The sequence below is a fragment of the Caballeronia glathei genome (assembly GCF_000698595.1).
Classification (GTDB): domain Bacteria; phylum Pseudomonadota; class Gammaproteobacteria; order Burkholderiales; family Burkholderiaceae; genus Caballeronia; species Caballeronia glathei.
In genome coordinates, this window is sequence record NZ_JFHC01000094.1 from 1 (window position 1) to 22,635 (window position 22,635).

The window sequence follows — 22,635 nt, forward strand, 5'->3', positions numbered from 1 at the left end:
CTCGGGCGGCGAGCAGCAGATGCTCGCGCTCGCGCGAACGCTCGTCGGCGACCCGGAGCTCGTGATCATCGACGAACCGGCCGAAGGGCTCGCGCCGCAGGTCGTGGCGCAGGTCGTCGCGTGTCTTGCGGCGTTGCAGCAGCGCGGCGTCGCGATCCTGCTGATCGAGCAGCGCATGACGATCGCGCGCGCGATCGGCCACCGCGTCGCGGTGATGGGCCACGGCGCGATCGTCTTCGACGGCAGCCTCGACGCGCTCGCCGCCGACGCGCGCACGACGAGCGAGTGGCTCTCGGCGGGCTAGAGGATCAGGCCCGGCTGTCGCGCTCCACGATCCATTCGTGCTTCGGATCGTTCTTGAAGTGCCACGTGCGCCGGTCGCCGGCCATCACGTTCAGATAGTAGTTGTCGTAGCCGTAGGGCACGACCACCGGGTGATAGCCCCGTGGCACCATCACGACGTCGTGGTCTTCCACGGCCATCGTCTCGTCGAGATCGCGCTCGTCGGTATAGACGCGCTGGAACGCGAACCCCTGCGGCGGATTCAGCCGGTGGTAGTACGTCTCCTCGAGCGCGCTCTCGACAGGCACGTTGTCCTTGTCGTGCTTGTGCGGCGGATAGCTCGACGCGTGCCCGCCCGGCGTCTTCACCTCGACCACGAGCAGGCCCTCGGCCGGCTCGGTCTGCGGAAGAATGTCGCATACGTAGCGCGTATTCGCGCCTTTGCCGCGCGTCGAGCGCTTCATCTGCGAAGGCTCGATGAGCCGCGGCGGATACTTGCCGGTCGCGGGCGCGCTCGCCACGCCGATCTCCGCCTCGCGCTCCGCGCGCACGATCGCCGCGAGCTTGGGCGGCAGGTAGACCGCATAGGGCGCGGTGTCCTCGAAGACGCTGTCGCGGCCGCCGATCGATTCCCAGCGCTGGTCGCCGGCCTCGATGGTCACGTTGCCCGTGAGCACGACGATGCACACCTCGCGCCCTGCCTCATATACATGGACGAGGTCGCCTCCGTCCAGCCGGTACGCCGCGAAACCGACGTGCCGCCAGCCGGCCGATTCCGGCGTCACGCGCGCGATGGTCTGGCCCTCGCGCGAAGCCTTGACGAGCAGACTCATGCTGCCTCCCTGATGGTGTCGTCAACCAGCGCGCGCAACGTGCGATAGCCCTTCTCGGCATACGCATAGCTCGGCGCGATGACGGGGTCCTGTTCGGCTTCCACGACGAGCCAGCCGCGATAGCCGTGGCGTCTGAGTCGTCCGATGATCGATGCGAAATCCACCGCGCCGTCGCCGGGAACGGTGAAGGCGCCGTTGATCACCGCGTCGAGGAAGCTCCAGTTGCGATTGCGTGCGAGCTTCACGATGTCCGGCCGCACGTCCTTGCAATGCACGTGGCACACGCGGGCGATGTGCCTGTCGAGCACGCTCGCGGGGTCGCCGCCCGCGAACGTGATGTGTCCCGCGTCGAAGAGCAGGCCGACGGCGTCGCCCGTCAGGCTCATCAGCCGGTCGACGTCGGCGGGCGTCTCCACGTACGCCCCCATGTGATGATGATAGGCGACGCGCACGCCGCGGGCGAGGGTGTATTGCGCGAATGCGTCGAGGCGTTGCGCGTACGTGTTCCATTGCTCGTCGGAGAAGAAGCGCGGACGCTGGTAGAGCGGCCGCGGCGCGCCCTGGATCGAGTTCGCCACCTCGCCGTAGACCATCACCGTCGCGCCGTTTTTCGCGAGCAGGTCGAGATGCGGGCCGACTGCCGCGATCTCGTCCTCCGCGCTGCGCTCGGCAAGCCGCCCGGAGTACCAGCCCGACACGAGCGCGAGATCGTATTGCGCGAGAAGCGCCTTCAGCGCCCCAGGTTCGCGCGGAAACTTGTTGCCGAGCTCGAACCCCTCGTAGCCGATGCGGCGGCCCTCGGTCAGCGCGACATCGAGCGGCGTTTCGCCGCCAAGCGATGGCAGGTCGTCGTTCATCCACGAAAGCGGATTGATGCCGATGCGTACGTCGAAAGTCGTCATTTGACCGTTCCCTGTTGACTGCCGCTCGCCGCGCGGGCCGCGAGCGCGTGCTCGTATTCGGTGCGCGCGTTGCGCACGCCTTCGCGTTCCGAGACTTCCGGCACCGCGACTTCCCACCACCAGCCGCCTTCCTCGGTCGGCCACGCGGGATCGGTGTCGATGCTGATCAGGTAGCTGCGATCGGCGGCGCGGGCGCGCTGCATCGCGGCTTCGAGCTCGCCGATGTTCGCGACATGCTCGGCCATCGCGCCGAGCGCACGCGCGTGCATCGCGAAGTCGATCGCGGGCGCGCCTTGCCGGCCCTGCCGGCAGTCGTCGATGAGGTTGTTGAACGGCGCGCCGCCGCACGCCTGCTGCAGCCGGTTGATGCAGCCGAAGCCGCGGTTGTCGAGCAGCACGACGATCAGCTTCGCGCCGAGCATCACCGAGGTGGCGAGTTCGCTGTTCATCATCAGATAGCTGCCGTCGCCGACCATCACGATCACCTCGCGCCCGGGCCGCGCGAGCTTCACGCCGAGGCCGCCCGCGACTTCGTAGCCCATGCACGAGTAGCCGTATTCGACGTGATAGCCCCCGGGCGTGCCCGTGCGCCAGAGCTTTTGCAGGTCGGCGGGCAGCGTGCCGGCCGCGCACACGACGATGTCGTTGTCCGCCGATTGCGGGTGCGAACGCTGCACCGCGCCGATCACGTCGGCTTCGCGGGGCAGCGCGCCGTCGTGCGGCGGCGTGCCGGTCACGCTCGCGACCGTGGTGCGCCAGTCGCCCGCGAGATGATGCGCGCGCGTGGTCCACTGCGGGGCGGCGCGCCAGTCGCCGAGCGCGGCGCTCAGCGCGTCGAGCGCGAGGCGGGCGTCTGCCTCCACGGCGATGCTGTTCTGCTTCAGCGCGTCGAACGCGTTGGCGTTGATGCCGACGAGGCGCGCCTGCGTGAAGAGCGTGTTCGAGCCGGTCGTGAAGTCCTGCAGGCGCGTGCCGACGGCGAGCACGCAATCGGCCGCGTTCGCCAGCTCGTTCGCCGCCGACGACCCCGTCACGCCGATGCCGCCTACGTTCAACGGATCATCCCACGCGAGCGCGCTCTTGCCCGCCTGCGTCTCCGCGACCGGGATGCCGTGCCGCCCGGCGAACGCGCGCAGCGCATCGGCGGCTTCGCCGTACAGCACGCCGCCACCCGACACGATCAGCGGCTCGCGCGATTCGCGCAACGCGGCGGCCGCTTCCTCGATCTCGCTCGCGACCGGCGCGGGCGCATGAAACCGCACGATGCGCGGCTCGAAGAACGCGGCGGGGTAGTCCCAGGCCATCGCCTGCACGTCCTGCGGCAGCGCGAGCGTGACCGGGCCGCAGAGCGCCGCGTCGGTCAGCACGCGCAGCGCGCGCGGCAGCGCGCTCAGCAACTGCGCGGGATGCACGATGCGGTCGAAATAGCGGGAGACCGGCCTCAATGCGTCGTTCGCGGAGACGCCGCCGTCGTGCAGGTCCTCCACCTGCTGCAGCACCGGATCGGGCGCGCGCGACACGAAGATGTCGCCCGGCAGGAACAGCACGGGCAGGCGGTTCACGTGCGCGAGCGCCGCGGCGGTGACGAGGTTCGTCGCGCCCGGCCCGATCGAGGTCGTGACGGCCATCATGCGCCGCCGAAAATGCGCCTTCGCATACGCGATTGCGCTGTGCGCCATCGCCTGCTCGTTGTGCGCGCGGTAGGTCGGCAAGTCCTCGCGGTGCCGGTAAAGCGCCTCGCCGATCCCCGCGACGTTGCCATGCCCGAAGATCGCGAACACGCCGCCAAAAAGCGTCTCGCCCGCTGCCGTGCGTTGTGCCGCGAGGTAGCGCACGAGCGCCTGCGCGGCGGTGAGGCGGATCGTTCCGGCGGCGGCTTGCGCAGGTGCCGGATGCGTTTCGCGCTGGTTCATGCTGCCTGCTCCTGTGTCACGCGGGCGGCGGTTTCGCCGCGCGCCGTTCGCCATGCGCCGATCAGCGTCTCGAACGTGCGGCGCACGCGCGCGATCAGCTCCTTGTCGTCGATTTCGCCCGCGAGCCATGCGCGGCTCGGCTCATGAAAGATCGTGCGGCCGACGGTGAAGCCCCGGCAGGTCGCCGACGCGGCCGCCGCCCGGAAGCCGTCGCACAGCTGCTCGACGCCCGCCGAGAGGCCGAGCAGCACGACGCCGCGGCACGCGGGATCGCGCTCGGCGATCAGCGCATCGATGGCGTGCCACTGCGCGGCGCTCATCGGCTCGAGCTTCCACCATTCCGGATAGATGCCGAGGTTGTAGAGCCGCTTGAGCGCGCGGTACGCGGTATCGCTCGCCACGGGCGGCCCGTTCTTCGGCACGATCACTTCGAGCAGCAGTTCGTGGCCGCTCGTCTGCACCGCGTCGTAGAGCGCGCGGATCTGCGCTTCCTGTTCGAGCCGCAACTCGTGCGGATGATCGGGGTGATACTGGACGAGGCATTTCGCGACATGCTCGCGCGGCCACTCGATCAGCGTCGATCCGACCGAGCGGCCGTGATCGAAGACGAGCGGCAGCGACCCCGGCAGCTCCACCGGCCGGCCGACCCACCAGCCGCGCCCCGTGGCCGCGTTCAGCGCGTCCTGGCCGTAGCGGTCGTCGATCAGCACGCCGATCCTGCCCGCGAGGCCGAGCTCCTGTTCCGTCTGCGCGACCGCATCGACGAAGAGCCCCTTGAGCGCCGCGATGCGCGCTTCGTCCGCGCCCGTCTGCTGCGCGAGCTCGAAGAACTGGTTGCGGTGATCGAACGCGAAGCCGAGCACCTCGTTCCATTGCCTGCGCGCGGGGCTCACGCGGTGCAGGCGCGCGAGCGTCGCGTCGCGGTCCGGGCGGCGCATGCGCGCGGGGTCCTTCTTCGCCTCGCCGAGGAAATAGTCGAGCTCCGCGGGCGTGGGCATCGCGGGCGCGCAGCCGTGACGCGAGACGACGAGCGCGCCGCTCGCATTCGCCGCGCGCGCGCAGGCGTCGAGCGGCTCGTCGCGCAGCCACCCCGAAAGAAAGCCCGACGCGAACGCGTCGCCGGCGCCGAGCACGTTGAGCACTTCCACTTCGACGCCGCCGTGAACCGGCGCCTCGCCGATGGAAGCGGGCACCGCGCCTTCGATGATCGAGCATCCGAGCGGCCCGCGCTTGACGACGAGCGTCGCGCCCGTCACCGCGCGCACCATCCTGAGCGCGTCGATCAGCTGGTCCTTTCCGCCCGCGATGCGGAATTCCTCCTCCGTGCCGATCACGAGATCGATGAGCGGCAGGATGCGCTGCAGGTGCGCCGTCACGCCTTCGTTCGCGATGAAGCGCGTCTCGCCGTCGGCCTTGCCCGTGAGTCCCCAGAGCACCGGCCGGTAGTCGATGTCGAGGACGGTGCGCACCTGGTTGCGCCGCGCGTATTCCAGCGCGCGGCGGCTCGTGCGGTTCACCTGGTCGGTGGAGAAGTGCGTGCCGGTGATGAGCAGCGCCTTCGCGGACGCGATGAATGCCTCGTCGAAGTCGCTTTCGTCGACGGCCATGTCCGCGCAGTTCTCGCGGTAGAACACGAGCGGAAAGGTGTCGCGGTCCTCGATGCCGAGCAGCACGAGCGCGGTCAGCCGTTCGCGGTCGATGCGCACGTGGCTCACGTCGCAGCCTTCGCGCTCGAGCGTCTCGGTGAGAAAGCGGCCCATGTGGTCGTTGCCGACCCGCGCGAGCATCGCGGACCTGAGCCCGAGCCGCGCGCAGCCGAACGCGATGTTCGCCGACGATCCGCCGAGGTACTTCGCGAAGCTCGACACATCCTCGAGCCGCGCGCCCACCTGCTGCGCATAGAGATCGACGGCGAGCCGGCCGAGACACACGATGTCGCGGCTGCGGCCCGGGGCAAAGCGGATTTCTGATTTCACTGGCATGTCCTCGTCCTCAAACCGTCGCGCCTTCGAGTTCGCCGATCATCTTCTGCATTTCGGCACCGCCCGCCATCATGTCGAGCACCTCGTTCTTGGTGATGGTGTCCTTCGTGAACGTGCCCATCGAGCGGCCGCGGTTGAGCAGCGTGAACGAGTCGCCGATCGGGTACGCGTGATGCACGTTGTGCGTGATGAAGATCACCGAGATGCCTTTCGCCCGCGCCGTGTGGATGAGGCGCAGCACGTTGAAGCTCTGCTTCACGCCGAGCGCGGCGGTCGGTTCGTCGAGGATCAGCACGCGGGCGCCGAAGTGGATCGCCCGCGCGATCGCGAGACACTGCTTCTCGCCGCCCGACATCGTGCCGATCGGCTGATGCGGGTCGCGCACGTTGATGCCCATTTCGGCCAGCTTCGCGCGCGACGTGTCGGCGGCGAGATCGAGGTCCATCACGTTGAAGATGCCGAAGCGCTTTTTCTGCGGCTCGCGTCCCATGAAGAAATTGCGCGCGACGGACAACAGCGGCACGAGCGCGAGATCCTGGTAGACGGTCGCAATGCCGAGATCGAGCGCTTCCTTCGGCGACTCGAAATGCACCGGCTTGCCGTCGACGAGATACTCGCCGGCGGAGGGCGTGTGCACGCCCGCGAGCGTCTTGATGAGCGTGGATTTTCCGGCACCGTTGTCGCCGAGCAGGCAGTGCACCTCGCCGCGCTTCAGGCGCAGCGTGACGCCGTTCAGCGCAATGACCTTGCCGAAATACTTGCTGACGTTTTCGAGCGCAAGGATGATGTCTTCGTTCATGACGGGTTCTCCTGGCGACCGGGGCTGGCGCTTCAGCGCCTGCTCCGGTCCCGTGCAAGTGGGTTGGTGTCCGCTCATTGAGCCTGCGATACGCGGCGGCGCACGTAATGATTGAAGAGCACGGCGAACAGAAGCATCACGCCAAGGAACACGCGGAACCAGTCCGAGCTCACGTTCGTGTAGGTGATGCCGATCTGCACCACGCCGAAGATCAGCGCGCCGAAGCACGCGCCGATCACCGAGCCGTAGCCGCCCGTCAGGAGCGTTCCGCCGATGACCGCCGCGATGATCGCCTCGAATTCCTTCTGCAGGCCGCGGTCGGCGGCAGCGGAGCCGATGTCGCACACCTGCAGCACGGCGAAGAGGCACGCGCAGAACGCCGTCAGCACGAAGAGGGAGATCTTCACGCGCTTGACCGGCACGCCGACGTTCTTCGCCGCGTTCGCGTCGCCGCCGACCGCGAGAATCCAGTTGCCGTAACGCGTCTTCGCGAGAATGAAGGCGCTGACCGCCGCGAGCGCGAACCACCAGAGAATGACTTTCGGAATGCCCGGCACGAGCGGCTGGCCGTTGTCGAGCAGCGTGCCGACGCCCATGTGCGCGAGCCACGTGAAGAAGCCGTGCAGGGCGACGCCATGGAAGAGCAGGTTCGTGATCCAGTCGTTCTGCGCCAGATCGCCGACGCCGGAGATGATCGTGCGGTCCGCGAACATGATCGAGAGCGCGAGCGTCAGGCCGCGCAGGATGAAGAGGAATGCGAGCGTCACGATGAACGACGGCAGGCGCGTGCGCATCACGAGATAGCCGTTCAGCGCGCCGAGCAGCATCGACGCGGCGAACGCGAAGATTATCGCGAGCCAGATCGGCCAGTGGAAGTACGTGGCCGGCAGCGCCACCATCATGCCCGCGAAGCCGATCATGGAGCCGATCGAGAGGTCGAATTCGCCCGCGATCATCAGAAGGCACGCGCCCACCGCGAGCAGGCCCAGATAGGCTGCGACCTGCGACCAGTTCATCACGCCGTCGAGGTTGAACATGCCCGACGAGCCCGCGCCGAACCCGAACACGGCGAACACGAGCACCGTGCCCGAGATCGCGGCGAATTCCGGCCGGTTCAGCAGATGCCCGAACCACGATTCACGGCGCACGCGCTCGTCGGATGGCTTCTCCTTCTCCGCCGCTTCAGCGGTGTCCTGCGGCTTCACGTGGTGAGGATAGTGCTTGCCGGCTACGCCCATGATTGCTCCTTGAGACACGAATTGAGGCACGAGTTGAGGCACTTTCGATGCACGCGCGCCTGCCTCGCCGTGCAGCGACGCCTAAGCGCGGTCATGACGCGAGAGATAGAAGCGGGCAGCGGCATGCGGCCGCCGCCCGAAGAAGGCCGAAGCGGGCTAGCGGTACTGGCCCGCGTACTTCACGACCTTGTCGAGGTTTTCCTTGGTGATGAAACCCGGGCCCGAGCGGATGTTCTTCGGCCCGTACGATGGTTGCAGTCCGTAAGTCTCGAGGCGTGCCTTGAACTTCGGATTCGCTTCCAGGATCTGGCGGATCTTCGCCGGATCGGTGGTGTGGTCCTTCTTCACGATCGCGAGCACGGCGACCGGAATGTAGCCCTGCAGGTACGGCTGCTGATCGATTGCGAACTTGATCGTGCCGTCCTTGATCCCCTTCGCGATGTCGTCGGAGAAATCGAAGGTGACGAAATAGATCTTGTTTTGCAGGCCCATCTGCGTGACGGTCTTGAGCGTCGCGGAGGCGGGCGTCGGTCCGAGCGTGAGGATGGCCTGCGTGTTCGGATGGTTGCGCAGGTAGGCGCTCACCTTCGACTGGATCTCGGTCGGGTCCTGCCCGGAGTCGAGCGTGGCCGCCTTGTAGTCGACGCCGAGCGCGTCGGCAAAGCCGCGGCAACGGTCGAACGACACCGTGTTGGTCGCGATGTGGTTCACGCACAGGAACGACTTGACGCCTGCGGCCTTCGCCTTTTCGCCGGCCGCCTTGCCCGCGACGTACTCGGGCTGGCCGATGTGCATGATCGCGCCCAGCTGCGCGCTCTGTTCCTCGGTGCCCGAGTTGATCGTGACGAGCGGAATCTTCTTCGCCGTGACCTTGCCGAGCGCGCTTTTCAGCACGTCGAAGTCGGCGATGGTGGTGATCACGCCGTCGTAGTTGCGCGCGGCCGCCTGCTCGATCAGCCGCGACATGTCCGCGATGTCGCCGTTGGGCGGATTGCGGTAGTCGGTCTGGACGTTGAAATCCTCGTCCGCCTGCTTGATCGCGTTCTTGATGGTGTTCCACCACGAATCGGAATCCGGTGCGTGGCTGATCAGGACGAACTTGGCGTCGGGTGCGGCGAGTGCCGCGGTCGATGACATTGCTGCTGCGCTGCACAACGCAGCAGCAGCCACCAGCGCGCGCAGCGCCGCCCGGCTGTTGCAAAGGCTCATTGTCTCCACCTATCCAGGTTGTTGTTTTAAGTGAGCGGCCGACACGATGTGCCGCCGCTCACGACCAAGATTAGGTCAAGTTTCGGTCGTCTGCAACAAAAAGTTTATGCGTAGAATAAATGGAAAAGACATTCCATTTTGCCGATGCGCTCCCTATAATCAGCACCATCGAAGCGTGCACAAGACGAGCCTCTCATGCAGGAAGAAACCAGCAGCGACGTGCAGAACGTCGACGAACTGATGCAGCGGATCACCGAGGTATTCGACACGCTGCCCCGTCAGTTGAAGAGCGTCGCGACGTATATCGAGCAGCACCGCTCGAACGTGATGATGGATCGCACGAGCGACATTGCAGCCGCGTGCGGCGTGCATCCTTCGGCGGTCGTGCGCTTTGCGCAGCGCTTCGGCTTTTCGGGCTTCTCCGACCTCCAGGCGGTGTTCAAGCAGGCCTACACCGGCCAGAGCGGCTCGCCGCAGAGCTACCAGCAGCGCATCAGGAAGCTGATCGACGAAAAGGCGGGGAACGTCTCGGGGGTGTCGGTCGCGCGCGAGTTCATCGCGGCGAGCCGTACGGGGCTCGACGAACTCGCGGCCGGTCTCGACGACGAGCAGTTCGAAGCCGCCGTGAAAATGCTCCAGCAGGCCGAGAACATCTACGTGATCGGGGTGCGGCGCTCGTTCGCGGTCGCAAGCTACATCGTGTATGCGCTGCAGCACACGAAGAAGCGCGTGCATCTCGTGTCGGGCTTCGGCGGCATGTACCGCGAGCAGATCCGCAGCGTGCGAAAGGGCGATGTCGTGATCGCCATCAGCTTCGCGCCCTACGGCAAGGAGACGCAGTACTGCGTGCGCGCGGCACAGCATCACGGCGCGAAGACGCTCGTGATCACCGACAGCCAGCTTTCTCCGCTCGCGCGCCACGCGAGCGCGCATTTGTTCGTGAAGGAGGGCAGCGCGTTTGCGTTCCGCTCGCTCACGAGCACGATCTGCCTGTGCCAGGCGCTCTTCATCGCGCTTGCGTACCGGCTCGAATTGACAGTCGAGGAATCCAAGGAGACAGGTGGCTATGACGATTGATGTAGCAGTGTTCGGCGCCGGGCGCATCGGGAAGATTCACGCGGCCAATCTCGCGCGGCATCCGGGCGTGCGGCTGAAGTATGTCGTCGACGTGAACAGGGAAGCCGCCGCCGCGCTTGCCGCGCAGCACGGCGCGCAGGTCGCGGATATCGACGGCGCGATGGGTGACGCGTCGATCGGCGCGACGGTGGTGTGCTCGAGCACCGACACGCACGCCGACCTGATCCTGCAATCGGCCGCGCAGAAAAAGCACGTGTTCTGCGAAAAGCCGGTCGATCTGACGCTCGAGCGCGCACGCGCATGCGCGGATGCGGTGACGAAGGCGGGCGTCGTGTGCATGATCGGCTTTCAGCGGCGCTTCGATCCGACGTTTTCCGCGCTGAAGGCGCGCGTCGCGGCGGGCGAGATCGGCGAGCCGGAAATGCTCGTCGTGACGAGCCGCGATCCGGGTGCGCCGCCGGTGGACTACATCAGGCATTCCGGCGGCATCTTCAAGGACATGCTGATCCACGACTTCGACATCTTCCGCTGGATGCTCGACGACGAAGCCGACACGCTGCATGCCACCGGCAGCTGCCTCTCCGATCCGGCCATCGCGGAGGCGGGCGACATCGATTCGACCGCCGTCACGATCCGCACGAAGCGCGGGCGCCTGTGCCAGATCAACACGGCGCGGCGCGCGGCGTATGGCTACGACCAGCGCTTCGAGCTGCTCGGCAGCGCGGGCATGCTCCAGGCGGGCAACGTGCGGCCCACCGAAGTCACGGCCTACTCGAAGACAGCCGTGTCGAGCGACGTGCCCGAGGCGTTCTTTCTCGAACGCTATCGCGCGGCGTATGCGCTCGAGATCGCGCATTTCTTCGACGCCGTCACCGAAGGCAAGCCGGTGCGCACGACGGTCGCGGACGGCCTGAAAGCGCTCGAACTCGCCGAGGCCGCGACCCGTTCGTGGCGCGAAGGCCGCGTGGTCACGCTCGGGGAGAATGTCGCATGACGGCGCCGGTGCGTGTGGGTGTCGTCGGTCTCGGGCGGCTCGGGCGGCGCCATGCCGGGAACCTCGCGTGGCGCGTCCCCGGCGCGACGCTCGTCGCGGCGTGCAGCCCGGTGGAAGAGGAGCGCGCGTGGGCGCGCGCGAGTTTGCCCGCACTCGCGCTCCATGACGACTACGCTTCGTTGCTGGCGGACCGTTCGGTCGACGCGGTCTGGCTCGTCACGCCGACCTCGCTGCACCCGGAGCAGATCATCGCCGCGTTGCGCGCGGGCAAGCACGTGTTCTGCGAGAAGCCGCTGTCGCTCGACCTGGGCGAATGCGACCGCGTGATCGAGGAGAGCGCGCGTCATCCGGAGTTGCAGGTGATGATCGGCTTCGTGCGGCGCTTCGATCCGAGCTATCGCGATGCCTTCGACAAAGTGGCGCAGGGCGCGATCGGCAGGCCGTTCATGGTGCGCTCGCAAACCTGCGACCAGAACGACCCCGACGGCTTTTTCGTGCGTTTTGCGCCGACATCCGGCGGGCTTTTCCTCGATTGCAGCGTCCACGACATCGATCTCGCGCGCTGGCTGCTCGGCAATCCGCGGCCAACGCGCGTGTTCGCGAGCGGCACGATCGCGATTCACGAGGGCCTGCGCGAATGCGGCGACATCGACAACGGCGTCGGCATCTGCGAGTTCGAGGGCGGGCGGCTCGCCGTGTTCTACGCGTCGCGCACCATGGCGCACGGCCACGACACGCAGACGGAAGTGATCGGCACAGGCGGCATGCTCGCAGTGGGGCGCAATGCGCGCGCGAACCGGGTCGAGATTTCGGATGCGTCGGGCGTGCGCAACGAATGCACGCCGACCTTCTTCGAGCGCTTCGAGGAAGCGTTTCTGCACGAGGCGCAGGCGTTCGTGCGCGCGCTGCAGGGCGGCGCTCCGACCGGGCTCACACTCGCGGACGCACGCGAGGCGACGCGCATCGGCATCGCGCTGCGGCAGGCGTTCGAGCGCGGGCAGCCGGTGAATCTGGACATGCTGGGGTAGAATCGAAGCCTCCGAAAGCAGGCATAACGAAGGCTCAACCCGATGCAAGTTCACAAGGAAGTCGATGCACGCGGGCTCAACTGTCCGCTGCCCATTTTGCGGGCGAAGAAGGCACTGGCCGACATGGAAAGCGGCCAGATTCTGAAGGTGCTGGCAACCGACCCGGGTTCGCAGCGCGATTTTGCAGCGTTCGCAAAACAGACGGGTAATGAAATCGTCGAATCGTCGGCGCAGGAAAAAACATTTATTTTTTTAATGCGCCGCCGTTGATTTGAATTCAGTAAAAAATAAAAAAATGCCCATAACGCGAGTTATGGGCATTTTTACTTGAATACTCGATTAATACGGTCAAACCGGCGGTCAGTTCGACCGTATTATTTTTCAGTTGATTATCCTTCGAGAATCGGCGAGCGCGTGCGCAGATATTGCTCGAAATCTTCCGCGACTTCCGGATGGCGGAGCGCGAATTCCACGGTCGCCTTCAGATAGCCGAGCTTGCTGCCGCAGTCGAAGCGCGTGCCGTGGTACTTGTAGGCGAGCACCTGTTCGTCGGCGAGCAGCGACTGGATCGCGTCGGTCAGTTGCAGTTCGCCGCCCGCGCCGGGCTTGAGCGCACGGATGTGGTCGAAGATGCGGGGCTTGAGCACATAGCGCCCGACCACGCCGAGGTTCGACGGGGCCACCGCCGGTTCCGGCTTTTCGACGATTCCGGACAGCTTGAAGATGTTGTCTTCCCACTCCTTGCCGTCGATCACGCCGTACGACCTGGAGTCCTGCGCCGGGATCTCCTCTACGCCGATCACCGAGCTGTGATAGTGGTCGAACACCTCGATCATCTGCGTCATGACGGGCGGCTTGCCGTAGAGCAGGTCGTCCGCGAGGATCACGGCGAACGGGTTGTCGCCGACCAGTTTTTCGGCGCACAGCACCGCGTGGCCGAGGCCGAGCGCTTCGGCCTGGCGCACGTAGAAGCAGTCGACATGGCTCGGCTTGATGCTGCGCACGAGTTCCAGCAGCTTGTCCTTGCCGCGCGCCTCGAGCTCGGCTTCGATCTCATACGACTTGTCGAAGTGATCCTCGATCGCGCGCTTGCTGCGGCCCGTGACGAAGATCATTTCGGTGATGCCGGCGGCCATTGCTTCTTCCACCGCGTACTGGATCAGCGGCTTGTCGACAACGGGCAGCATTTCCTTCGGGCTGGCCTTGGTCGCGGGGAGGAACCGGGTGCCGAGACCGGCAACGGGGAAAACCGCTTTGGTGACTTTTAGCATGTGATGACCCTGATCCTCTTAATCGAATTGGAACGTCAAGCATTACCGGTAAAAGGGGAGGCTCGATCAAGCGGGCAGTCGCAATAATTGCGCCTGGAGCTTTTCGACAGTGGTTTCGTATTCTGCCAGTCTTTTACGCTCCTGTTCAACGACGGCGGCCGGCGCTTTTGCAACAAAACTCTCGTTTCCGAGTTTCGCGTTACATTTGGAAACTTCCTGCGTCAGCCTTTCGACTTCCTTCGTCAATCGTTCGCGTTCTGCCGCGATATCGATTTCCACCTTCAGCACCAGCCTGTTCGCACCGACGATCGCGACCGGCGCGCCGTGCGCCTGCTGGTCGAGCGTCGCCTCGTCGGTGATGATCTGCACCTCCGAGAGCCGCGCGAGCGCCTGCACGTACGGCGCGAACGTCGTGAGCCGCGGCGCGTCGCCGGTTGCGAGCAGCGGCACCTTCACCGCTGGCGAGAGATTCATCTCGCCGCGCAGATTACGGCACGCGTCGATGACACCTTTGAGTTCGGCCGCCCATTGTTCTGCGGATTCGTCGATTTTTTCCGGCTGCGAGCGCGGATACGGCTGCACCATGATCGACGCCTCGCCTTCCTTCGCGTCTTTCGGGTACGCGTCCGTCATCGGCGCGACCTTTTGCCAGAGCGCTTCCGTAATGAACGGGATGACCGGATGCGCGAGGCGCAGCACCGTCTCCAGCACGCGCAGCAGCGTGCGGCGCGTTGCCCGCTGCTGCTCCGGCGTGCCGTTCTGAAGCTGCACCTTCGCGAGCTCCAGATACCAGTCGCAGTATTCGTCCCACACGAACTTGTAGATCGCGCCCGCGACGTTGTCGAAGCGATAATCCGCGAAACCCTTCTCGACTTCCGCCTCCACGCGCTGCAGGAGCGACACGATCCAGAAATCCGCCTGCGAGAAATCGGTGTATCCGCCCGGGCCGCAGTCGCCCGGCGCGCACGCGCCCGGCTTGCTGAAGCCGCAATCGTGGCCTTCCGTATTCATCAGCACGAAGCGCGTCGCGTTCCAGAGCTTGTTGCAGAAATTGCGGTAGCCCTCGCAGCGTGCCAGATCAAAATTCACGTTGCGACCGAGCGTCGCCATCGACGCCATCGTGAAGCGCAGCGCGTCCGTGCCGAACGCGGGAATGCCGTCGGGGAATTCCTTGCGCGTCTTCTTTTCGATCTGCGCGGCCTGCTTCGGGTTCATGAGGCCGGTGGTACGCTTCGCGACGAGCGCATCGAGCCCGATGCCGTCGACGATATCGATCGGGTCGAGCGTGTTGCCCTTGCTCTTCGACATCTTCTGGCCTTCCGCGTCGCGCACGAGGCCGTGGACGTACACGGTGTCGAACGGCACCTTGCCCATGAAATGGGTGGTCATCATCACCATCCGGGCGACCCAGAAGAAGATGATGTCGAAGCCCGTGACGAGCACTGACGACGGCAGGAACGCCTGAAGTTCCCTGGTCTCGTTCGGCCAGCCGAGCGACGAGAAGGGCACGAGCGCGGACGAGAACCACGTGTCGAGCACGTCCTCGTCGCGCTTGAGCGGGCCCGTGTAGCCTTGCTGCTGCGCGTCGGCGCGGGCTTCGTCCTCGGTTTTCGCGACGAAGATCTCGCCGTTCTCGCCATACCACGCGGGAATCTGATGGCCCCACCACAACTGGCGCGAGATGCACCAGTCCTGGATGTTCTCGAGCCACTGGTAGTAGGTGGTCGTCCAGTTTTCCGGCACGAACCGGATCTCGCCGCTGCGCACGACGTCCAGCGCCGTTTCCGCAATCGACTTGCCCGGATTGAACGTGCCCTCGGGCGCCGGCTTGCTCATTGCGACGAACCACTGGTCGGTGAGCATCGGCTCGATCACGACGCCCGTGCGGTCGCCGCGCGGCACCATCAGCTTGTGCGGCTTCACGGAATCGAGCAGGCCGAGCGCTTCCAGGTCCGCGACCACCGCGCGGCGCGCGTCGAAGCGGTCCATGCCGCGGTATTTCTCGGGTGCGTTGCCGTTGATCTTCGCGTCGAGCGTGAGAATCTCGATTTGCGGCAGCTTGTGGCGCTGGCCCACCTGATAGTCGTTGAAATCGTGCGCGGGCGTGACTTTCACGACGCCCGTGCCGAACTCGCGATCGACGTAGTCGTCCGCGATGATCGGGATCTCCCGGTCGCAAAGCGGCAGCGTGACCGTCTTGCCGATCAGGTGCGCGTAGCGCTCGTCCTCGGGATGCACCATCACTGCGACGTCGCCGAGCATGGTTTCGGGCCGCGTGGTGGCAACCGTCAGATGCCCGGAGCCGTCCGGCAGCGGATAGTTGATGTGCCAGAGGCTGCCGGTTTCCTCCTCGCTCACCACTTCGAGGTCGGACACGGCGGTGCCGAGCACCGGGTCCCAGTTCACGAGCCGCTTGCCGCGATAGATGAGCCCCTGCTTGTAGAGCGTGACGAACACGTCGCGCACGGCGGCGGACATCTTGTCGTCCATCGTGAAGTATTCGCGCGACCAGTCGATCGACGCGCCCAGGCGCCGCACCTGGCTGGTGATGGTCGAGCCGGATTCCTGCTTCCACGCCCACACGCGCTCGAGGAACGCCTCGCGGCCGAGGTCGTGGCGCGAGATGCCCTGCGCATCCAGCTGCCGTTCGACGACGATCTGCGTCGCGATGCCCGCGTGGTCCGTCCCCGGCACCCACAGCGTGTTCTCGCCGAGCATCCGGTGGTAGCGCGTGAGCCCGTCCATGATGGTCTGGTTGAACGCGTGGCCCATGTGCAGCGTGCCGGTGACGTTCGGCGGCGGCAGTTGGATCGAGAAATTCTTCGCGCCTGGCGTGAAGGCCGGGGCGGCGTAACCGCGTTTTTCCCATTCCGGGCCCCACTGGGACTCGATGTTCTGGGGCTCGAAGCTCTTCGCAAGCGTGCTGTCGCTCATTGTGGAATCTGCCGAAAAATGCGTGAAAAGATGCGGGTGAACAGCGAATTATAAGGTTTTACAAAGGCCGCCGGACGAATTGGGCGGGCGGCGCCGGACGCTGCCATCGGTGCGGTCTTATAATGTTCGCCCCACCGGAAGACTTCTCCATGCCCGATCTGCTTGCCAATCTGAATCCCGAACAACTCGCTGCCGTCACGCTGCCGAACGAGCCGGCGCTGATCCTCGCGGGCGCCGGCAGCGGCAAGACGCGCGTCCTGATCACGCGCATCGCGTGGCTGATCCAGCACGGCTATGCGTCGCCGCCGACCGTCCTCGCCGTCACGTTCACGAACAAGGCGGCGCGCGAGATGATGGCGCGCCTGCAGGCGCTTTTGCCGATCGACACGCGCGGCATGTGGATCGGCACCTTTCACGGCCTGTGCAACCGCATGCTGCGCGCGCATTACCGCGACGCGGGTCTGCCGCAGACTTTCCAGATTCTCGATACCGCCGACCAGCTTTCCGCGATCAAGCGTCTGATGAAGGGCCTGAACATCGACGACGAAAAGTATCCGGCGAAGAACCTCCAGTACTTCATCAACAACGCGAAGGAACAGGGCCTGCGGCCGAAGGACGTCGATGCGACCGATTCCTTCAACCGCAAGTTCGTGGAGCTGTACGAGGCGTACGACCAGCAGTGCCAGCGCGAGGGCGTCGTCGATTTTCCGGAACTGCTTCTGCGCTGCTACGAGCTGCTCGCGCACAATCCGCCGCTGCGCGCGCATTACCAGGGGCGCTTCAGGCACATCCTCGTCGACGAGTTCCAGGACACCAACAAGCTGCAATATGCGTGGCTCAAGCTGCTCGCGGGCGAGCACAACGCGATTTTCGCGGTGGGCGACGACGATCAGTCCATCTACGCCTTTCGCGGCGCGAATGTCGGCAACATGCATGATTTCGAGCGCGAGTTCAGGGTGCGCAACCTGATCAAGCTCGAACAGAACTACCGCTCGCACGGCCATATTCTCGATACCGCCAACCTGCTGATCGCGAACAATTCGCGCCGGCTCGGCAAGAACCTGCGCACGGACGCCGGCCACGGCGAGCCGGTGCGCGTCTACGAGGCGGCGACCGATTCGCAGGAGGCGGGCTGGATCGTCGAGGAGATCAAGGCGCTCATCAACACGGGCCTCACGCGCGGCGAGATCGCGGTGCTGTACCGGAGCAACGCGCAGTCGCGCACGATCGAGCACACGCTCGTGAACGCGGGCATTGCCTACCGCGTGTACGGCGGCCTGCGCTTCTTCGAGCGGCAGGAAGTGAAGCACGCGCTCGCGTACCTGCGTCTCATCGACAACCCGAACGACGACACGGCGTTCGCCCGCGTCGTCAACTTCCCGACGCGCGGCATCGGCGCGCGCTCGGTCGAGCAGCTCGCCGACGCCGCGCGTCTCTACAACTGCTCGATGGCGGCCGCGGTGCCCTATGTGACGGGCAAGGCGGGGTCGAGCCTCGGCAGCTTCGCCACGCTGATCGCGAAAATGCGCGCCGAGACGCAGCAGATGAGCCTGCCGGAGACGGTCGAGCACGTGATCCGCGCGAGCGGGCTCGCGGCCCACTACGAGACCGAGCGCGAAGGGCAGGACCGGCTGGAGAACCTGCAGGAGCTCGTCAATGCCGCGGCGGCGTTCGTGAGCGAGGAGGGCTACGGCCTCGACACGCCCGCGCGCTCGATCCCGCTGCGCCCGGGCGCGACCGCCGCGTCCGAGATCGCGCTCGCCACCGGCGACCCGGCCGTCGACGTCCTCGACGCCGCGAGCCCCGCCGATCCGGCGCAGAACCCCGACACCATGACGCCGCTTGCGGGCTTTTTGTCGCATGCGTCGCTCGAAGCCGGCGACAACCAGGCGCAGGCCGGCCAGGACGCCGTCCAGCTGATGACGGTCCACGCGGCGAAGGGGCTCGAATTCACGGCGGTGTTCATCACCGGGCTGGAAGAGGGCCTGTTCCCGCACGAGAACAGCGCGCAGGAAACCGACGGGCTGGAAGAAGAGCGCCGGCTCGCCTACGTGGCGATCACGCGGGCGAAGGAGCGGCTGTATCTGTCGTTCGCGCAGAGCCGGATGCTGCACGGCCAGACGCGCTACAACATCCGTTCGCGCTTCTTCGACGAACTGCCCGAAGGCTCGCTCAAATGGCTCACGCCGAAGGTGGAAGCGGGCGCGCGCTGGGGCGGCCGCTCGGACAACGCCGGCTGGGGCCGCGACTGGTTCGCGCGCCCGGGCCGCGAGCGTTCGGCGGACTACGTGAACCCGGATGCGGGCGCGCCCGTGCCCGCGTTTGCCAATACCCAGCGCGCCGCCGACACCGGCTTCAGGGTCGGCCAGACCGTGTTCCACACGAAGTTCGGCGAGGGCACGGTGACGGCGCTCGAAGGCTCGGGTGGCGACGCCCGCGCGCAGGTGCGCTTCAAGCGGCACGGCGAGAAGTGGCTCGCGCTCGCCGTCGCCAAGCTTCAACCGGTGGAGTGAACATGCTCGGCATCGTGGCGGCGCTGCCGCAGGAACTCGGCGACCTCATCGCCGACATGCGCGCCGCGGGCGATATCGAGACCGTCACGCTCGGCCAGCGCGACTACACCATCGGCGACGCCCACGGCGTGCGCGCGGTCGTGACGCTCGCGCGCATCGGCAAGGTCGCGGCGGCGGCCACCGCCAGCGCGCTGATCCACGTGTTCGACGTCGATGCGATCGTGTTCACCGGCGTCGCGGGCGGCGTGCATGCGGACGTGCAGGTGGGCGACATCGTCGTTGCGCAAACGCTGCTGCAGCACGATCTCGACGCGTCGCCGCTCTTTCCGCGCTTCGAGGTGCCGCTTCTCGACAAGTCGCGCTTTGCCGCCGCCGCCGGCCTGAGCGACGCGCTCGCGCTCGCCTGCGAAGCGTTTCTCGCGGATCAGGGCGACGCCCTGCAGAACCGCTTCGCGGTGGTCCGTCCGCGCGTGCACCGCGGGCTCGTGGTGAGCGGGGATCGCTTCGTCGCGAGCCACGACGAACTTCATGCGTTGCGCGGCGTCCTGCCCGATGCGCTCGCGGTCGAGATGGAAGGCGCCGCGATCGCGCAGGTGTGCTTCGAGTACGGCGTGCCGTGCGCGGTCGTGCGCACGATCTCGGACACGGCCGATGCCGCCGCGCCTGCCTCGTTCACCGAATTCCTCACGGCGATCGCCGGCACCTATTCGTCGGGCATTCTGTCCCGATTTCTCCGCTCGCGCGTCTGACCGGCGTCTTCGGACCGGGTAAAAACCCGCTTGTAGTTGAGAATCATTCTCAACTACAATGATCCGGACGACAGGAGGTGCGACATGGCGAATGCGCCAGCCGATCCCGGCAAGACAGACGACGCGCAGCGCGTGATATCCGCGAATGCTGCGAAGGTGCTCGAAACGACGCGCCGCGCATGGCAGCCGAGCGCGGTGCATGTGCCCGGCAGGAGCGAGAGCGAGCGCGCGGGGCGGCCCTCTGCGTTGCCGCCGCCGTCGCCGGCGACCTCGAAAAAGCGCATCACGCCGCCCCGTTGCCAACGGGCGAACCTCCTTGCCGCGTTGAATTACTGGAGCCCAAGACCGCTGTGACTGCATCCGACCTGAGTTCGAAACCCGCATCGATCGATCCCTCGCACGCCGTCGATCAACAGATGTTCGACGCGAGCCGCTTCCCGCTCGTGCGGCTGCGCCGGCGTGCCGTGAAGCCCGGCTACGCCTTCGTGTGGCGCGCGCAGATGCAGCGCCTGCTCGCGCTGAAGACGCCGTTCGTGATCGTGTCGGAGCATTGCACCGGCGAAACCGCCGACGACGCCCATCTGCGCGCCGCCTGGCTGCGTTCGCAGCATGCGGCGCTCGCGGCATGCTGCCGCGGCTTCATCGTGATCGAGCCGCGCATCGAGGCCCGCGCGAGCACGCGCGACGCCGTGCGCATCGCGACGCAGGGCAGCGGCGTGCGCACGGTGGTGGTGTCGAGCATGCGGGTGGCGGGGGAACTCGCGCCCGTGCTGCTCAAGCATTCGGGCGGGGCGGAGAGCCCCGCCGCGGGCCGCCAGAGAGGCGCGCTGAGCGGCGCTTCATAGGGGCCGGCCCTCTCTAGCACGCCGTGTCGGGCTGCTCTATGCTTTTGAGCAACCTGCACACTGCCAGCCGAGGGCGCGAATGCCGACCTACCACGAAGTCCACCGTCGTTCGATCGAGGAGCCGGAGCTTTTCTGGGCCGACGAAGCACGGCGCATCCACTGGGAGACGCCGTTCGGCCAGGTGCTCGACCGAAGCAAGCCGCCGTTCGCGCGCTGGTTCGTCGGCGGCACGACGAACCTCTGCTACAACGCGGTCGATCGTCATCTCGCGACGCGCGCCCAGCAGGACGCGCTGATCTACGTCTCGACCGAAACCGGCATCGAGCGCCGCTATACGTATGCGCAACTGCATGCCGAAGTGAACCGCATGGCGGCCGTGATGCGCTCGCTGCACGTGAAGAAGGGCGACCGCGTGCTCATCTATCTGCCGATGATTCCCGAGGCGCTTTTCGCGATGCTCGCGTGCGCGCGGCTCGGCGCGGTCCACTCGGTCGTGTTCGGCGGGTTCGCGGCGCCCAATCTCGCGGCGCGCATCGACGACGCGAAGCCCGCCCTCATCGTCACGGCCGACGCCGGCGCCCGTGCGGGCAAGGTGATCGACTACACGCCGCTCGTCGACGAAGCGCTCGCGCGCGCGGAGTACAAGGTGCCGCAGGTTCTGCTGATCGACCGGCAGCTCACGCCCGAGCGCCTGCAGGCCAACTACCTGATCGCATACGAGCCGCTTCGCGAGCAGTTCTTCGATGCCTGCGTGCCGTGCGAATGGCTCGAATCGAACGAGCCGTCGTACGTGCTCTACACCTCCGGCACGACCGGGCGGCCGAAGGGCGTGCAGCGCGATGTCGGCGGCTATGCGGTGGCGCTCGCGGCGTCGATGGAGCACATCTTCCAGGGCGCGCCGGGCGACACGATGTTCACCGCGTCGGACATCGGCTGGGTGGTCGGGCACAGCTACATCATCTATGCGCCGCTGATCGCGGGGCTCACGACGGTCATGTACGAAGGCACGCCGGTGCGTCCGGACGGCGGCATCTGGTGGCGGCTCGTCGAGCAGTACGGCATCAACCTGATGTTCACCGCGCCCACCGCGATCCGCGTGCTCAAGAAGCAGGACCCGAAGTTCATGCGCGACGCCGACCTGTCGAGCCTGCGCACGCTCTTTCTCGCGGGCGAGCCGCTCGACGAGCCGACCGCGCAATGGATCCAGCGCGCGTTGAAGAAGCCGGTCGTCGACAACTACTGGCAGACCGAGACCGGCTGGCCGATGATCGCGATCCCGCGGGGCATCGAGGACTTGCCGCCGAAGCTCGGCTCGCCGGGTGTGCCGTCGATGGGCTTCGACCTGAACGTGCGCAACGAGCAGACGGGCGACGTCTGCGCACCGGGCGAGAAGGGCGTGATCACGCTTGGCTATCCGTTGCCGCCCGGCTGCATGCAGACGGTGTGGGGCGACGACCGGCGTTTCATCGACACGTACTGGACGAGCGTGCCGAACCAGCAGGTCTATTCGACCTTCGACTGGGGCGTGCGCGACGAAGACGGCTATGTGTCGATCCTCGGGCGTACCGACGATGTCATCAACGTGGCGGGGCACCGGCTTGGCACGCGGGAGATCGAGGAGGCGCTCTCGAGCCATCCGGCGGTTGCGGAGGTCGCGGTGGTGGGGGTCGCGGATTCGCTGAAGGGGCAGGCGGCGCTTGCGTTCGTTGTGTTGCGCGACGCGGATCGGCTCAACGCGCCGGGCGCGCGCGAAGGGATGGAGGCGGAACTGGCGCATACCGTCGATACGCAATTGGGGGCGATTGCTCGCCCGGCGCGGGTGCACTTCGTTTCGATACTGCCGAAGACGCGGTCGGGGAAGCTCTTGCGGCGGGCCATTGCCGCGCTTGCCGAGGGGCGCGATCCGGGGGAGCTTCCGACCATCGAGGATGCCGGGGCCTTGCAGCAGATCAGGAATGCACTTGAGTGAGTCGCTGGCGCTTGGGTTTGGTGTTTACACCGTTTGATGCGCTCGTGCCTTCATGAAATTTGTTGTGTTCTTGGTCTATTAGCTCGCCCCTGTGCGG

At 66.3% G+C, this 22,635-nt stretch carries 19 protein-coding genes; 10 read left to right on the top strand and 9 right to left on the bottom strand.

Annotated features, from left to right (window positions below):
• Nucleotides 1–304 (top strand): ATP-binding cassette domain-containing protein (locus tag BG61_RS34105; protein ID WP_035942694.1); only part of this gene is annotated, 304 nt, incomplete at its 5' end.
• A 4-nt stretch (nucleotides 305–308) separates the two neighbouring features.
• On the opposite strand, the gene iolB is transcribed toward BG61_RS34105, so the two are convergent.
• The 7 genes from iolB to BG61_RS34140 all read right to left on the bottom strand — a co-directional run bounded on the left by iolB (nucleotide 309) and on the right by BG61_RS34140 (nucleotide 9,158).
• Nucleotides 309–1,115 (bottom strand): 5-deoxy-glucuronate isomerase, encoded by an 807-nt coding sequence (gene iolB, locus BG61_RS34110; RefSeq protein ID WP_035925230.1) that lies wholly within the window; start codon nucleotides 1,113–1,115, stop codon nucleotides 309–311.
• Nucleotides 1,112–2,017 (bottom strand): myo-inosose-2 dehydratase, encoded by a 906-nt coding sequence (gene iolE / locus BG61_RS34115; RefSeq protein WP_035925228.1) that lies wholly within the window; start codon nucleotides 2,015–2,017, stop codon nucleotides 1,112–1,114. Before iolE ends, iolB begins: the two co-directional genes overlap by 4 nt.
• Nucleotides 2,014–3,930: a 3D-(3,5/4)-trihydroxycyclohexane-1,2-dione acylhydrolase (decyclizing) gene (gene iolD / locus BG61_RS34120; RefSeq protein ID WP_035925559.1), complete on the bottom strand. Its 1,917-nt coding sequence runs from the start codon at nucleotides 3,928–3,930 to the stop codon at nucleotides 2,014–2,016. Before iolD ends, iolE begins: the two co-directional genes overlap by 4 nt.
• Nucleotides 3,927–5,912 (bottom strand): bifunctional 5-dehydro-2-deoxygluconokinase/5-dehydro-2-deoxyphosphogluconate aldolase, encoded by a 1,986-nt coding sequence (locus BG61_RS34125; RefSeq protein WP_035925225.1) that lies wholly within the window; start codon nucleotides 5,910–5,912, stop codon nucleotides 3,927–3,929. The genes iolD and BG61_RS34125 overlap by 4 nt, the downstream gene beginning before the upstream one ends.
• Nucleotides 5,913–5,922: 10 nt before the next feature.
• Nucleotides 5,923–6,711 carry an ATP-binding cassette domain-containing protein gene (locus BG61_RS34130; RefSeq protein ID WP_035925223.1) on the bottom strand — a complete coding sequence of 263 codons (789 nt, stop codon included), beginning with the start codon at nucleotides 6,709–6,711 and terminating at the stop codon, nucleotides 5,923–5,925.
• A 74-nt stretch (nucleotides 6,712–6,785) separates the two neighbouring features.
• Complete coding sequence (locus tag BG61_RS34135; protein ID WP_035925220.1) at nucleotides 6,786–7,949, bottom strand: ABC transporter permease; 1,164 nt, start codon at nucleotides 7,947–7,949, stop codon at nucleotides 6,786–6,788.
• 156 nt (nucleotides 7,950–8,105) lie between these two features.
• Nucleotides 8,106–9,158, bottom strand: coding sequence for a sugar ABC transporter substrate-binding protein (locus BG61_RS34140; RefSeq protein ID WP_035925218.1), 1,053 nt, complete (start codon nucleotides 9,156–9,158; stop codon nucleotides 8,106–8,108).
• A 195-nt stretch (nucleotides 9,159–9,353) separates the two neighbouring features.
• Here BG61_RS34140 and BG61_RS34145 point away from each other — a divergent pair, with 195 nt between their 5' ends.
• From BG61_RS34145 to BG61_RS34160, 4 genes are read left to right on the top strand one after another with little or no spacing between them, the layout of a single operon-like run.
• On the top strand, nucleotides 9,354–10,235 hold the full coding sequence (locus tag BG61_RS34145; protein WP_035925215.1) for a MurR/RpiR family transcriptional regulator: 882 nt from the start codon (nucleotides 9,354–9,356) through the stop codon (nucleotides 10,233–10,235).
• A complete protein-coding gene (iolG, locus tag BG61_RS34150) occupies nucleotides 10,225–11,229 on the top strand; it encodes an inositol 2-dehydrogenase (RefSeq protein WP_035925212.1) in 1,005 nt (334 codons plus the stop codon). The genes BG61_RS34145 and iolG overlap by 11 nt, the downstream gene beginning before the upstream one ends.
• Nucleotides 11,226–12,257 (top strand): Gfo/Idh/MocA family protein, encoded by a 1,032-nt coding sequence (locus BG61_RS34155; protein ID WP_035925209.1) that lies wholly within the window; start codon nucleotides 11,226–11,228, stop codon nucleotides 12,255–12,257. The genes iolG and BG61_RS34155 overlap by 4 nt, the downstream gene beginning before the upstream one ends.
• A gap of 42 nt (nucleotides 12,258–12,299) precedes the next feature.
• Complete coding sequence (locus BG61_RS34160) at nucleotides 12,300–12,527, top strand: sulfurtransferase TusA family protein (protein ID WP_035925206.1); 228 nt, start codon at nucleotides 12,300–12,302, stop codon at nucleotides 12,525–12,527.
• A 119-nt stretch (nucleotides 12,528–12,646) separates the two neighbouring features.
• On the opposite strand, the gene galU is transcribed toward BG61_RS34160, so the two are convergent.
• Nucleotides 12,647–13,528: a UTP--glucose-1-phosphate uridylyltransferase GalU gene (galU, locus tag BG61_RS34165; protein WP_035925204.1), complete on the bottom strand. Its 882-nt coding sequence runs from the start codon at nucleotides 13,526–13,528 to the stop codon at nucleotides 12,647–12,649.
• Between the two features lie 66 nt (nucleotides 13,529–13,594).
• A complete protein-coding gene (locus BG61_RS34170; protein ID WP_035925202.1) occupies nucleotides 13,595–16,462 on the bottom strand; it encodes a valine--tRNA ligase in 2,868 nt (955 codons plus the stop codon).
• 149 nt (nucleotides 16,463–16,611) lie between these two features.
• Between BG61_RS34170 and BG61_RS34175 the strand changes: the two genes are divergently transcribed.
• The 5 genes from BG61_RS34175 to BG61_RS34195 all read left to right on the top strand — a co-directional run bounded on the left by BG61_RS34175 (nucleotide 16,612) and on the right by BG61_RS34195 (nucleotide 22,538).
• Nucleotides 16,612–18,975 (top strand): UvrD-helicase domain-containing protein, encoded by a 2,364-nt coding sequence (locus BG61_RS34175; RefSeq protein WP_035925200.1) that lies wholly within the window; start codon nucleotides 16,612–16,614, stop codon nucleotides 18,973–18,975.
• 2 nt (nucleotides 18,976–18,977) lie between these two features.
• Nucleotides 18,978–19,724: a 5'-methylthioadenosine/adenosylhomocysteine nucleosidase gene (locus BG61_RS34180; RefSeq protein ID WP_035925198.1), complete on the top strand. Its 747-nt coding sequence runs from the start codon at nucleotides 18,978–18,980 to the stop codon at nucleotides 19,722–19,724.
• 84 nt (nucleotides 19,725–19,808) lie between these two features.
• Nucleotides 19,809–20,078: a hypothetical protein gene (locus BG61_RS42400; RefSeq protein WP_129572028.1), complete on the top strand. Its 270-nt coding sequence runs from the start codon at nucleotides 19,809–19,811 to the stop codon at nucleotides 20,076–20,078.
• Complete coding sequence (locus BG61_RS34190; protein WP_035925194.1) at nucleotides 20,075–20,569, top strand: hypothetical protein; 495 nt, start codon at nucleotides 20,075–20,077, stop codon at nucleotides 20,567–20,569. The genes BG61_RS42400 and BG61_RS34190 overlap by 4 nt, the downstream gene beginning before the upstream one ends.
• Nucleotides 20,570–20,600: 31 nt before the next feature.
• Nucleotides 20,601–22,538 (top strand): propionate--CoA ligase, encoded by a 1,938-nt coding sequence (locus BG61_RS34195; RefSeq protein WP_267908572.1) that lies wholly within the window; start codon nucleotides 20,601–20,603, stop codon nucleotides 22,536–22,538.
• The last annotated feature ends 97 nt before the right edge of the window (nucleotides 22,539–22,635 follow it).

What these genes read in the sequence shown, in the direction of transcription:
- BG61_RS34180 (WP_035925198.1), top strand. Translation starts at nt 18,978, where the DNA reads ATGCTCGGCATCGTGGCGGCGCTGCCGCAGGAACTCGGCGACCTCATC.
- BG61_RS34160 (WP_035925206.1), top strand. Translation starts at nt 12,300, where the DNA reads ATGCAAGTTCACAAGGAAGTCGATGCACGCGGGCTCAACTGTCCGCTG.
- BG61_RS34125 (WP_035925225.1), bottom strand. Translation starts at nt 5,912, where the DNA reads ATGCCAGTGAAATCAGAAATCCGCTTTGCCCCGGGCCGCAGCCGCGAC.
- BG61_RS42400 (WP_129572028.1), top strand. Translation starts at nt 19,809, where the DNA reads ATGGCGAATGCGCCAGCCGATCCCGGCAAGACAGACGACGCGCAGCGC.
- BG61_RS34140 (WP_035925218.1), bottom strand. Translation starts at nt 9,158, where the DNA reads ATGAGCCTTTGCAACAGCCGGGCGGCGCTGCGCGCGCTGGTGGCTGCT.
- iolG (WP_035925212.1), top strand. Translation starts at nt 10,225, where the DNA reads ATGACGATTGATGTAGCAGTGTTCGGCGCCGGGCGCATCGGGAAGATT.
- BG61_RS34130 (WP_035925223.1), bottom strand. Translation starts at nt 6,711, where the DNA reads ATGAACGAAGACATCATCCTTGCGCTCGAAAACGTCAGCAAGTATTTC.
- iolB (WP_035925230.1), bottom strand. Translation starts at nt 1,115, where the DNA reads ATGAGTCTGCTCGTCAAGGCTTCGCGCGAGGGCCAGACCATCGCGCGC.
- galU (WP_035925204.1), bottom strand. Translation starts at nt 13,528, where the DNA reads ATGCTAAAAGTCACCAAAGCGGTTTTCCCCGTTGCCGGTCTCGGCACC.
- BG61_RS34170 (WP_035925202.1), bottom strand. Translation starts at nt 16,462, where the DNA reads ATGAGCGACAGCACGCTTGCGAAGAGCTTCGAGCCCCAGAACATCGAG.
- BG61_RS34135 (WP_035925220.1), bottom strand. Translation starts at nt 7,949, where the DNA reads ATGGGCGTAGCCGGCAAGCACTATCCTCACCACGTGAAGCCGCAGGAC.
- BG61_RS34145 (WP_035925215.1), top strand. Translation starts at nt 9,354, where the DNA reads ATGCAGGAAGAAACCAGCAGCGACGTGCAGAACGTCGACGAACTGATG.
- iolE (WP_035925228.1), bottom strand. Translation starts at nt 2,017, where the DNA reads ATGACGACTTTCGACGTACGCATCGGCATCAATCCGCTTTCGTGGATG.
- iolD (WP_035925559.1), bottom strand. Translation starts at nt 3,930, where the DNA reads ATGAACCAGCGCGAAACGCATCCGGCACCTGCGCAAGCCGCCGCCGGA.
- BG61_RS34175 (WP_035925200.1), top strand. Translation starts at nt 16,612, where the DNA reads ATGCCCGATCTGCTTGCCAATCTGAATCCCGAACAACTCGCTGCCGTC.
- BG61_RS34155 (WP_035925209.1), top strand. Translation starts at nt 11,226, where the DNA reads ATGACGGCGCCGGTGCGTGTGGGTGTCGTCGGTCTCGGGCGGCTCGGG.